6 protein-coding genes are annotated in these 12,453 nt (G+C 47.7%); 5 read left to right on the top strand and 1 reads right to left on the bottom strand.

The window, feature by feature from the left end:
* Positions 1 to 499: 499 nt before the first annotated feature.
* From MEALZ_RS12455 to MEALZ_RS12440, 4 genes are all read left to right on the top strand, one after another.
* Complete coding sequence (locus tag MEALZ_RS12455) at positions 500 to 1,120, top strand: BON domain-containing protein (protein ID WP_046061574.1); 621 nt, start codon at positions 500 to 502, stop codon at positions 1,118 to 1,120.
* Complete coding sequence (locus tag MEALZ_RS12450) at positions 1,120 to 2,241, top strand: DUF1207 domain-containing protein (protein ID WP_014148995.1); 1,122 nt, start codon at positions 1,120 to 1,122, stop codon at positions 2,239 to 2,241. Before MEALZ_RS12455 ends, MEALZ_RS12450 begins: the two co-directional genes overlap by 1 nt.
* Positions 2,242 to 2,641: 400 nt before the next feature.
* Positions 2,642 to 5,281, top strand: a complete 2,640-nt coding sequence (locus MEALZ_RS12445) for a chemotaxis protein CheB (protein ID WP_014148994.1) — start codon at positions 2,642 to 2,644, stop codon at positions 5,279 to 5,281.
* Complete coding sequence (locus MEALZ_RS12440; protein ID WP_014148993.1) at positions 5,265 to 7,472, top strand: sensor domain-containing protein; 2,208 nt, start codon at positions 5,265 to 5,267, stop codon at positions 7,470 to 7,472. The genes MEALZ_RS12445 and MEALZ_RS12440 overlap by 17 nt, the downstream gene beginning before the upstream one ends.
* Positions 7,473 to 7,897: 425 nt before the next feature.
* Here MEALZ_RS12440 and glgP read toward each other — a convergent pair whose 3' ends face one another.
* Positions 7,898 to 9,634: an alpha-glucan family phosphorylase gene (glgP, locus tag MEALZ_RS12435; protein WP_014148992.1), complete on the bottom strand. Its 1,737-nt coding sequence runs from the start codon at positions 9,632 to 9,634 to the stop codon at positions 7,898 to 7,900.
* A 1,994-nt stretch (positions 9,635 to 11,628) separates the two neighbouring features.
* On the opposite strand from glgP, the gene MEALZ_RS12425 reads away from it, so the two are divergent.
* Entirely contained in the window at positions 11,629 to 12,309 is a 681-nt protein-coding gene (locus MEALZ_RS12425) for a hypothetical protein (protein WP_014148991.1), read from the top strand.
* The last annotated feature ends 144 nt before the right edge of the window (positions 12,310 to 12,453 follow it).

Genomic DNA, 12,453 nt, shown 5'->3' with positions numbered 1-12,453 from the left:
TCTAGCACTGCCGAAATTTGAAGTGCGAAAGGTATTAAGGTTACGGTAAAAAATAACTGCCCCAAATGATTCGCAGCGCCCTGCGCTAGCCGTTATACATGAATTGTGTTTTGGCAACTTGGCTAATGTGACCTCGATACCCTTTATTGTTACCTAACGCACCCGGCTTCGAAATCGCGATCTTGGGGGATCGCTCCCACAGAGCTTTCGGAAACCCTAGTGGGAGCGACGCCTTCGTCGCGACTATCGAAGCCAATGATGCTCAGCTGCCATGGTTTTTATCGAAGCCACCGAACCGCATAGCGGTTCAGGCTGCATTCCCACGCAGAGCGTTGGAACGATGGAAAAGCAGGTTCACGCTAGACAAGCTAGTTTTATGTTCGATATCGAACAGACCGCGCCTAGTTTTAATGTTAGCCTTAAATCGTTTTTTCAATATAAAGCTGGAGTGCGTCTATGTCGGTTGCACACTGCTTTAAAAATAAAAAAGGATTCACATATGAAAACAATCAATGAATACAAACGTATGACTTTGGCGGATCAAGTTCTAATCCCGGCTTTTTTAGCCGTTGTTCTCGGATTGTCCGGTTGCCAACAAGAAGAAGGAAGCGCTGAAAAAGCCGGGCAAAAAATCGATCGAGCGTATGAAAAGGGAGAGCAAAAAATCGAACAATCGCGAATCGATGCAACGCAAAAGCTAGAGGCCGCCAAGGAGTCATTGGATCAACAAGCCGATCGAACTACGCAGTACATCGAAGAGTCGACTGAAGCGTCTAAAGAAGCGTTAGAAAAAGCCGGAGATGAAATTGAACAAACGACAGAGGCGGCAGGACAAGAACTTGAACGCGCAAAGGAGGCGGCAATCGACAGAGCTCAAACGGCCGGTGAGTACATCGACGATTCGGTCATTAGCCTAAAAGTCAAAGCCGCATTGGTCAATGATCCGATGCTTCAGGCATCCCAAATTGAGGTAACAACCGTTAACGGCATCGTGAAGTTGAGCGGTACGGTGGGTTCCCAGCAAGATGTCGACAGGGCATTGGAAATTGCAGTCAATCAGCAAAATGTCAAATCAGTGCAAAGCGATCTGATTGTTAAAACTGCACCGAGCGCGGAATAATGAAGAGTTATCGATTGGCGGCAATTCTGGGCTTGATGGTATTGCATACAACGCTGGCTAATGCCGCAGCTCAGAATGACGCATACATCGCCGGTTATGCGGCCGGCGTATTGAAACAGGGTTTAAAAATCGATATGCCGCCGTTAAATGTCCGCGATGGCGTCATTACATTGCCTGTAGGGAATTTAAAAACCGCAGATCGTGCTAAAGCGGTACAACTATTGTCCGAAATTCCAGGGGTCAATGCGGTAAAAATATCGCAAGCAAAGGCTAGCATACCTGCCGATGAATTTCAGGTTCCGGGAGATGAGACCGTATCGGCAACCGATAAGATTATTTTACCGACAGGACTACTGCCGAGCGGTCATCTTTTCAAGCCGTTGCTGGCCGATCCTCGCTGGGCGCATTTTTCAGCCGCCTACCGTAATTACCAGAATGACAATTTTGACGGCAAGGACATAGGATCGGTCAGCTTCGGTGAAACTATCCCGTTTTATCGTGCAAACTTCGGAGAAACTTCCGCGCAATGGGAAACGGGCATTCAGGCCTCGGTGTTTAGCGATTTCAACTTGGGAGCCGAATCGACCGATTTGGTCAATACCGATTTCATTGCGTCGCTCTATTCCAGTATGCGGGTTGGCCAGTTTTCAGCGTTTGGCCGCATTTACCATCAGAGTTCTCATCTTGGCGACGAATTTCTGTTACGACAAATCGGCACAAAATTCGAGCGCGTAAACCTTAGTTACGAAGGTGTGGACTTGAGACTTTCCTATGAGCTTCCTTTTGGCGTGCGCATTTATGGCGGTGGAGGCGGGCTGTTTCACAGAGAGCCTGACGACCTCAAAATATGGTCCGCGCAATATGGCGTTGAATTTCGAAGCCCTTGGCGCATGGAATTTGCCGACATGCGTCCCATCATTGCGGTCGATCTGAAGAATTTTGAAGAAAACAAATGGAATACCGATGTATCGGCCAGAGCCGGCGTCGAGTTTGAAAATTTACAAGTCTTGGGCCGGAAGCTTCAGTTGCTTGTGGAATACTTTAATGGTTACTCGCCCAGTGGGCAGTTTTACAATGACAAAGTGGAGTATGTCGGCATAGGTGCACATTATCATTTTTAACCTGGCGGGTGACAGCACGTAATTAATAATACCCATTGGGGTTGAGGGATGAAAATATTCGGTTTCGAGGAGTTAAATTATACCCATCGTAGCTGAAATTCGGCCCCGGGGTGCCCGTCAAAGGACGCCGTAAACCCAGCACCTAAATTCCATAGGTCTTTGGCAATGATTCAAAATCATGGCTTATTTAGGTGCTGGGTAAATACGTCCATGTAGGCTCTATGCCAGCTCCATGCTGGCAAAGCCTTTGCCGCACACCCCGGGGCCTCCTCCGGCAATGCCGAAATTTGAAGTGCGAAAGGTATAAGGAAAGCAGTTAAGACAACGCTGTTTTTGCACCGATGACTGAAAATGCGGTGATATGATTGACAGTCAATTTAATCTAACCCATTAGACAACAATGACTAAATCTACTCCCGACCAATCCAGCTCGACTCCATCAAGACTAACCGATACACCCGTCGGCGAACCGGACACGACCACCCCGGCGAGAAAGGTATCCGCCAAAACCGGCAGTACTAATCCGCCTATCATCGGGGTAGGTACGTCAGCAGGAGGTTTGGAGGCCCTGGAACTATTCTTTACGCCGATTCCGGCAATTAACGGCGCGGCGTTTGTCGTCATTCAGCATCTCGACCCCACGCATCAAGGGATTCTGCCGGAATTATTGCAGCGCGTCACGCCGATGACGGTTACCCAGGCCGGCGATGGTATGCAGGTTAAACCCAATTGGGTGTACGTGATTCCTTCCAATAAAGATTTGTCCATCCTGCACGGTAAGCTGCATTTGCTGGATCCGGTCGCGCCTCGTGGGTTGCGTTTGCCGATCGACAGTTTTTTCCGAGCCTTGGCCGACGATCAGCATGAACGGGCAATCGGTGTGATTCTTTCCGGGATGGGCTCCGATGGTACTTTAGGTATGCGTGCCATCAAGGAAAACGCAGGTCTCACCCTAGTGCAATCCCCGGATTCCGCTCAGTTCGATTCCATGCCGCGAAGCGCGATCGATGCAGGACTGGCCGACATCATTGTGCCGGCACAAGAAATGTGGGGGCGTATCTATGCCTATCTCAAGCATAACCCGCGCGGTTTATTGACCGCGCACGAAACGAAATTGGAAGAAAAATCGCAAAGCGGCTTGGAGCAACTTGTGATTCTGCTTCGGGAAAGAACCGGCAACGATTTTTCGCTTTACAAAAAAAACACTATTTTTCGCCGCGTCGAGCGCCGCATGGGCTTGCATCAAATTAATGCGATAGCTCATTATGTGCGGTATCTACGCGAAAACCCGCAGGAACTCGATCTTTTGTTCAAGGAGCTATTGATCGGTGTAACCAATTTCTTTCGCGATCCGGAGGTATGGGAGATACTCAAAACCAACACGATTCCCGAGCTATTGGCCAATCCTTCGACAAACAAGGACCTGCGGGCTTGGGTGCCGGCTTGCTCGACAGGCGAAGAGGCTTATTCTCTGGCCATCGTGTTCAAGGAAGCCTTGGCGCAAATCCAATCAAAACGTCAAATGACCTTGCAAATCTTTGCCACGGATCTCGATCAAGATGCGATCGATAAGGCTAGGCAAGGTTTTTATCCGGCCAATATTGCCGTCGATGTTTCCGAAGACCGCTTAAGCCGATTTTTTAGCATCGACGGCAACGGCTATCGCATCAACAAGGAAATACGCGAGATGGTGACCTTTGCGCCGCAGAACGTCATCATGGATCCGCCTTTTACCAAACTGAATGTGCTTTGCTGCCGCAACTTGTTGATTTATCTCAATGCAGAATTGCAAAAAAAACTGATCCCGCTGTTCCATTATGCGCTGACCGAAAATGGCATCTTGCTGCTCGGTAATTCCGAAACCATTAGCGGTTTCAGGGATTTATATGAAGTGGTCGACAATAAATCACGTCTTTACCGCCGTATTGAAAGTTTTCGGCGGAATTTGGACGTCGATTTTCCGACTAAGCATTCCTCGGTAATTTCGCAAGCACCTGGCGGCTATAAGCCGCCCGTGATCGATAATCTGCAAACGTTGGCGGATCAATTTTTATTACAACACTTTTCGCCGGCGGCCGTTTTGGTCAATGCTGACGGAGACATTCTTTACATTAACGGACGTACCGGTAAGTATTTGGAGCCTGCCGCCGGCAAAGCTAACTGGAATATTTACGTAATGGCCCGTGACGGACTGCGCCATATTTTGTCCGGCGCATTGAGAAAAGCGCAGAACCAAACCGAAGCCATTCACATGCAAGGCTTGACGGTAGGCACCAATGGCGGAACGCAAACAGTTAATCTGGCTGTTCAAGCAATCAGAAAGCCAGTGGCGTTAAACGGAATGTTATTCGTCGTATTTAACGATGCGGCTCCGTTGCCGGCCAGAAAACGCTCCCGTAAATCGACGAGTGAGGAACAGAAAACGCTGGAGATCGAACTTCTACATGCCAATGAAGATATACAAACCTTGCGCGAGGAAATGCAGTCTTCTCAAGAAGAGTTGCGCTCCGCCAATGAAGAATTGCAATCGACCAATGAGGAATTGCAGTCATCCAATGAAGAATTGACCACGTCCAAGGAAGAAATGCAGTCTTTAAACGAGGAGTTGCAAACCGTGAATGCGGAGCTTCAAGCAAAAGTAGACGACCTGTCGAGGGTCAGCAACGACATGAATAATTTACTCAATAGCTTGGATATTGCCACGGTGTTTTTGGACAGCGCCCTTAATATCAGGCGTTTCACCAAACATATCAGTCGTATATTCAAGCTGATCAGCAGCGATGTCGGGCGGCCGCTTTCCGACCTCGTGACCGATCTGGACTATCCGCAACTTCAGGAAGATGCGCACGAAGTGCTGCGAACTCTGGTCTTTGCCGAAAAACAAGTCGAAGCCGCCGGTAACCGATGGTTCAAGGTGCGTATCATGCCTTATCGAACCCAAGACAACGTAATCGACGGCGTGGTGATTACTTTTATCGATATTTCCGAAACCAAGCAACTGGAAGCGAAATTAAGGGCTCTCAATGATCAATCCGAATAAACAACCCGATAATTCAGATGAATTACGCTGGCGCGCGGAACAACGGCTTGCTGTTAAACAAGCGTCGCCCGCAGGAGTGGCGATCGACGAAAAAAGGTTAGTGCACGAATTGCAAGTCCATCAAATCGAGCTGGAAATGCAGAATGAAGCGTTGCGGGAAGCGCGTATTCAGTCTGAAATAGCCCTGGAACGGTTTACCGAACTGTTCGACTTCGCGCCGCTTGCTTATTTTAGTTTATGCTGCAAAGGCATCATTCAACAGGCCAATTTTCGTAGCGAGTCATTACTGGCTATTGAGCGCTCCGCTCTATGCGGGCAAAATTTTGCCCATTGGGTAACCAATATATTTCAACTTCTCTTTAAAAATTTTCTGGCAAAGGTGTTTGCGAATACCGATTCGCACAGCTGCGAGATGACTTTACAAATCGGTAACGATCAAAAATGGGTACGTGTCGAGGGCATTGCCGACAAAACGGGTGATTCTTGTCTTCTTGCCGTGTCGGATATCAGTGAACGAAAACGTAACGAGCAAGAATTGCAACTGGCTGCGACTGTGTTTCTGACGCTCGAGGAAGCCATTATAGTGACTGATAAAGACAACCGGATTGTCACCATTAATCCGGCCTTCACACGATTGACGGGTTACCTGTCGGATGAGGCCGTCGGCCAAACGACCGCGCTGCTTAAATCCGGGCGTCATGATAAGGTTTTTTACGAGGCGATGTGGCATAGCCTGAATTCGACAGGCCATTGGCAGGGAGAAATATGGACCAAACGTAAAAACGGCGAAGAATTTCTCGAATGGTTATCGATTAATACGCTGTATAGTCAAAACGGCGAGGTCATCCGGCGAATCGCCACGGCTACCGACATTACCGACAAAAAACGGACGGAGGAAATCATTCGTCAGCAAGCCCATTTCGATCAGCTGACCGGCTTGCCTAATCGGTACTTATTTCTCGACCGTCTGCAACGGGCTATCAATAAATCCAACCGGACAGGGCGGCAGTTGGCCCTGATGTTTCTTGACCTGGATCATTTCAAGGATGTTAACGACTCCTTGGGTCACGACGCGGGGGACGAGCTACTCAAGGAGGCTACACAGCGCTTGAAAGGTTGTCTGCGCGAAACCGATACGCTGGCACGTCCCGGCGGCGATGAATTCACGATCATTTTGGATGAATTGGACGAGTTCAACAGCATCGATCGTGTCGCTCAAAACATGGTTGAATGCATGATGGCGCCGTTTATCGTGAAAAAAGAACGGTGTTATATTTCGGTCAGTATCGGTATTGCCTTGTATCCGAGCGATGCCGAAACCCTAGAAGAATTGCTGAAGAATGCCGATCAAGCCATGTATGCCGCGAAAAATCAGGGGCGAAGTCGTTATTGTTACTTTATGCCGGCAATGCAAGAAGCGTCGGCGATGCGGTTGCGCTTAGGCAACGATTTGCGGCATGCGCTGACCGATCGGCAACTGAGTTTGTTTTATCAACCCATCGTGGATTTCGAATCCGGTCGAATCCAAAAAGCCGAAGCCTTGATTCGTTGGCAACATCCTACGCGAGGCTGGATTCATCCGTTAGATTTTATAGCCGTTTCAGAAGATAACGGCATGATAACCGAGATCGACGAATGGGTTTTTCATCAGGCGGTCGACCAGGTCGCCATTTGGCGCGCCAATTACCATGCGGATTTTCAAATTAGCATCAATACTTCATCCGCGCAGTTTCAAAATAATGGTATCAAGTTAAACGAATGGTTTGTTTATTTGCAGGATCGAGGCCTATCCGGAGATTGTATTGCGGTGGAAATTACCGAAGGATTATTGCTGAATGCAACCGCCATCGTATCTGAAAAATTGCTTGCATTCAGGGACGCCGGTATCCAAGTATCGCTTGACGACTTCGGTACCGGTAATTCGTCGCTGTACAGTCTCAAAAAGTACGATATCGATTATTTGAAAATCGACAGATCCTTCGTCGCCAATCTAACGGCCGATTCCAACGAGTTGGTATTATGCGAAGCGATGATTCTGTTGGCGCACAAACTGGATATGAAAATTATCGCTGAAGGTATCGAAACACAGGAACAATTCGATTTGTTGCGGCAAGCGGGTTGCGATTACGGACAAGGGAATTTGGTCTCGAAAGCGGTATCCGCAGAGGAGTTCGAGAAGTTATTATCTTAAAGCGCTGCACGCAATAATTTCGCGAAACATTGTTACAATGGCTCTCATGACTTTCCATGACCTGATTAGCAAGTTTTTTCAGCTAAAGCCCAAAAACCAGCATATCCCCAGCAGGACGGGGTTTGCAACCCCGTCCTAAACGTTTTGACTTTGGCCGAAGTCAGCTGAAATGTTTAGGGCAAACCGAAAACGTTGGGGACGGGTTAAATAACCCGTCCCGCAGAAGAGTTCGAGAAGTTATTATCTTAAAGCGCTGCACGCAATAATTTCGCGAAACATTGTTACAATGGCTCTCATGACTTTCCATGATGGGTTTCGCTTCGCTCTACTCCCTTTTGATTGAAAAATCGTCTAAGAATAAAAGGCATGGGATGTGGCTATCGAGGACCGCCGTGATTACAATCGCTCTCATGACGTTCCTATAGTCAGTGGATATAGGCTTTGGTGACGTATTGCAACACCATGCGCTGAGTATTAAAAAACGAGCCATTGAGCGCAATCGTGTGACGCATTACATCGATGAAGCGTTCGCGGTCATGATAAAACAAAGGAACGACTACTTGCTCCAGCTTGTCGTATAACGCCGCTGCATCCTGAGCCGACCGTTCCTCTTCGATGTTAACGGCGGCCTGTAACTCGCCGATTGCCCAGCCGGTAACGCCTTCGATACAACCTTCGATCCACCAGCCATCCAATATGCTCAGGCTGGGCACGCCATTGAGGGCCGCCTTCATGCCGCTGGTACCGGATGCCTCAAGCGGCGGTTGCGGGGTATTCAGCCAAATATCCACGCCGGCCGTCATCAACTGCGCCAATGGCCAATCGTAATTGGGCAGATAAGCAATTTTGACATGGCCTCTCAACGCATCCCGCGCCTGATAGATGCGCTGAATCAGATCCTTGCCTTGCTGATCCTGCGGATGAGCCTTGCCGGCATAGATGATCTGGAAACGACCGACGCCGGCGGAGATGGCCTTTAAGCGTTCAATATCCCGAAATATCAGGTCGCCACGTTTATAAGTCGCATCCCGGCGAGCAAAGCCTATCGTCAAATCTTGGGCATCCATGCCCACATTGGTAACACGATTGACGTGGTCGATCAGCTGGCGTTTAGCCTGATCATGGGCCTGCCACACCTCCTGCGGTGGAATGCCTAAGACATAGCGCAACGTAAAATTATCCTCGCGCCAACCGGGCACATGCTGATCAAACAGAGCCTGAAACGGCGGGCTGGTCCAGGTCGTTGCATGTACGCCATTGGTAATCGAATCGATGCGGTACTGAGCAAACATTTGCCGCAATACTTCGGCATGTTTCTTGGCAACCCCGTTGACATAATGACTCAGATTGAGCGCCAGATAGGTCATATTGAGATAGTCGTCCCAGAGCAATACTTCCTTCATAGCTTCGGTCTCGACGCGGCCCAACACCCGGTTGATGAGCTCGGACGGGAAGCGATCATGACCCGCGGGTACCGGTGTATGGGTAGTGAACACGCAATGCCGGCGAACCACTTCGACATCTTCTTGAGTGAAACGATCGTGACCGGCTCGTTCGGCTTGTTCGTCCAGCAGCGCGATAGGTAACAAACTGGCATGACCTTCGTTCATATGAAAGCGCTCAATGCCATGGTGTCCGAGTGCGCGCAGCATAGACACGCCACCCATACCGAGCACGACTTCCTGGCACAGTCGGTAATGCTGGTCGCCGCCGTACAGCCAATGCGTTAAGCCACGATCCCATTCCGCATTTTCGGCAAGATTACTGTCCAGAAGATAAACCGGCACTATGCCGCCCGTACACCCGCGAACCTCATAACGCCAGGCACGCAAATGGACCGTCCGGTTTTCTATCGAGACCGCGGCCCGTTGCGGTAATTCTTGGAGAAAATCCTCGACCACCCATTCGACGGAATCCTCAGTCTGTATGCCGCCGCTATCGAGTCTTTGATAAAAATAACCTTTGCGATGCAATAGCGTGACTGCCACCATCGGTAGTTCGCGGTCGGCGGCGGCGCGGATCATGTCGCCGGCAAGAATTCCCAATCCGCCGCTGTAAGTCGGCATCGCTGGGTGCAGAGCAATCTCCATTGAGAAATAGGCTATCCGTGCCTCGTCCGTAACGCTATCCACCTCGATTTTGAATTGCTGTGCCTTGCTCATTTCAATGCTCTCTTAGAAGATTCTAATTTATTGATGGAAGTACAACTCGAACGTGCCGGCTCAATGTTCCGCAGCAATTCCCAGTTTGAGCAGTTTCGACGATTTTAGGGTGTGGGGTATGCCTGTCGAGGAACGCCGTAAACCCATCCATGGGGGCTTGGCGGCAGCTCCCTGCTGCCGACATCCTCGCCAAGCATACCCCACACCCTTTTTGATCTCCAAATTGGGAATTGCTGCAATGTTCCGTGGTGCCTGTCTCTAGAGCAATTTATTGCCATATAAACCTACCTACCAGTTCGCAAAATTACGGTGCCAATAGATTATGAATAGACTATGGACGCCACTTCCGCACATTTTTTTTCAATTTAACCGTAAAAAGGTGGCGATTTTCTGTTCGCTAACGCACATAGAATTGACAAAGGCCGCGCATGCTAGCCGTCTTCGCAACAGTACGACATAGCCAAGTCTGTGGTCGACTTCATTATCCCTGCTCGGCCTCGCTACCATTTATACCTTTCGCGCTTCAAATTTCGGCAGTGCCCGAGGCGGCGCCGGGGTGCTAGGTCGATTTTTGCTCCTCGGCAATTGCTCCTGCATTGCCCTACTACACGCCATCCTTGGCGTAATGCAAAATCGACATTCACGCCATCCATGGCGCTCGTAAAGGCTTTGCCAGCATGGAGCTGGCATAGAGCCTTCATGGACGTATTCACCCAGCACCTAAATTCCATAGTCCATTGGCTATGGTTAACTATCTTGGATAATTTAGGTGCTGGGTTCACGGCGTCCTTTGGCGGACACCCCGGCGCCGAAATTTGACCAGCAAAGGGTATAAATAATATACGATCAAACAGCAAATAATTCCAAGGTATTGAAAATTATAGATTAACAGTTTTGGCATCCTAAATTTATGCTGCGATCACTCAAAAAATAGAACATAACAATCAATGGCTTAAATATCAATATAGGGGGGCTAAACGGTCATAAGCGCCAACTTAGGGCCTATATTATGGTGTATTTGTGGCTTTATTCGTCATAACGGCATGGATTGCCGATATCCAGGTTACATGAGTGTGAAGCTAAGCATTGCCATCCCTGGACCTGGATTCCGCCAATCACTGGCGGAATGACGCGTTATTTTCTTAAGTTGGCGTTTATGAGGGCTGAATACTTACAAGTGGTGGGGGCTAAATGATTACTGAAATACTGTAACTTGAATATATAAAAACTGATTGGGTTCAAAGTGCGCTACCGCACCGACTGTTAGAAAGTTTTTTAATAGACTGGCACCATGATTCCTAGTAAGTATTCAGCCCACCTCTTTGATAAATAGGGGAGAGGGGAGATATATTAAATTAATCCCCCTTTTTTAAAGGGAGATGTCGATTTATAAGTAATTATTCACCAACCTATCGTTCCCACGCAGAGCGTGGGAACGATACTTGCCGGGGGTCTGGATAGTTACAGTGAGTCTTGATTATAGGTTAATGTTTTCGTATCTATCAATACTAATGAACAATCCAATAAAAGCAAATATTATGAATAAATTGATCGCATCAGTAGGTAGGTATGCCGCCATTCTTCCGGGCAGTATTTATAAGTTCCTTCAATCCATAATTACTCAAAACTTTGAGCAATCTATTAAGAAGTTTCCAGAGGACAGTGTCCCAGAAAAATGGCGTTCAAAGCCATAGTATAGTTATTAATAGACTCGTTAAGTTATGTTACTCCCTTTTGATTGAAAAACCGTCTAAGACTAAAAAGGGATGGTATGTGTCTATCGAGGATCGCCGTGAACCCGTCCATGGGGGCGTCCCTGTTGCCGATATCCTCGCCAAATACATGACAGCAATGCCACTTCTGATGGACAGTTTAGCCGTCTTATGTATTCAATATCAGGTTTTCGTTACTGGGCATAAAAATTATTTTCAATTTCTATGAAGCACGAGTAATAGAATTACCTCCCTAATTTATGCACACTTAGGAAATTAATAATGAAACTCATCAAAGCTCCATCGACAGTTATAGTCATTAGTGCATGTTTTCTTTTTGGAGCATTGCCTATTCATGCGGCAATGATTACTTGTAGTGCAACAGCCAACGGTTTAACTGCAAATCTCTGTATAGAAGCCAATAAGATCAATCCGAGCAAGTCCAATCAAACAAGCTATGTCAATGACAATTTCCAGGATTCTGGCGATCCCTTTTCATTTGTCGGTAAATTCGAGGGTAACGGTGTCGAATCAAATGTACTGAAGGTTGATACCTTGAGCTCGGGCCAATATCAGTTTGATTATGAATTAGTCGTACCAAGCGAATGGCAAGGTAAAGTTGTTGACTGGACGTTACTGATAAAACAAGCCAATTCCACGATTGCTTATTTATTCAGCGGAATTGAATTAGACTCAGTCATTACAGGCAGCTTCAATAATTTCTGGACAAACCCCAATGGCAAGTCGGTTAACAATTATTCGCATGTATCGGTATTTATGAGAGAAACTCAAAAAACAGAGGCTTTCGATATCTTGGGGTTTCCCGAATTCGATGAAGTAGTAGTCAATAATCTATCACCGTTATCGCTTCCTGAGCTAGATGTCTATTGGTTGCTGAGCATTGGACTGATTGGTTTCGGGTGGAGTCGTCGCAACAGGTTAAGAACTGTTCAGTTCATATAAATATTATACCTTTCTCATTTCAAGTTTAGGCCTCAATACGCTCCTTGCTTTTTAAGGTTTGGTCATGAATAACTTCCCTATTTTATGAGCCTAGAAAAAGCATTTCATCATGAAGAATATGAGGTTAATTCAATAACTTGTCCT

The organism is Methylotuvimicrobium alcaliphilum 20Z, from assembly GCF_000968535.2.
Classification (GTDB): domain Bacteria; phylum Pseudomonadota; class Gammaproteobacteria; order Methylococcales; family Methylomonadaceae; genus Methylotuvimicrobium; species Methylotuvimicrobium alcaliphilum.
This window is presented reverse-complemented; position numbering and strand designations above follow the sequence as displayed.

Bases quoted from the DNA above. Each gene is read 5' to 3' on its own strand.
- MEALZ_RS12425 (WP_014148991.1), top strand. From the start codon at position 11,629: ATGAAACTCATCAAAGCTCCATCGACAGTTATAGTCATTAGTGCATGT.
- MEALZ_RS12440 (WP_014148993.1), top strand. From the start codon at position 5,265: ATGATCAATCCGAATAAACAACCCGATAATTCAGATGAATTACGCTGG.
- glgP (WP_014148992.1), bottom strand. From the start codon at position 9,634: ATGAGCAAGGCACAGCAATTCAAAATCGAGGTGGATAGCGTTACGGAC.
- MEALZ_RS12445 (WP_014148994.1), top strand. From the start codon at position 2,642: ATGACTAAATCTACTCCCGACCAATCCAGCTCGACTCCATCAAGACTA.
- MEALZ_RS12455 (WP_046061574.1), top strand. From the start codon at position 500: ATGAAAACAATCAATGAATACAAACGTATGACTTTGGCGGATCAAGTT.
- MEALZ_RS12450 (WP_014148995.1), top strand. From the start codon at position 1,120: ATGAAGAGTTATCGATTGGCGGCAATTCTGGGCTTGATGGTATTGCAT.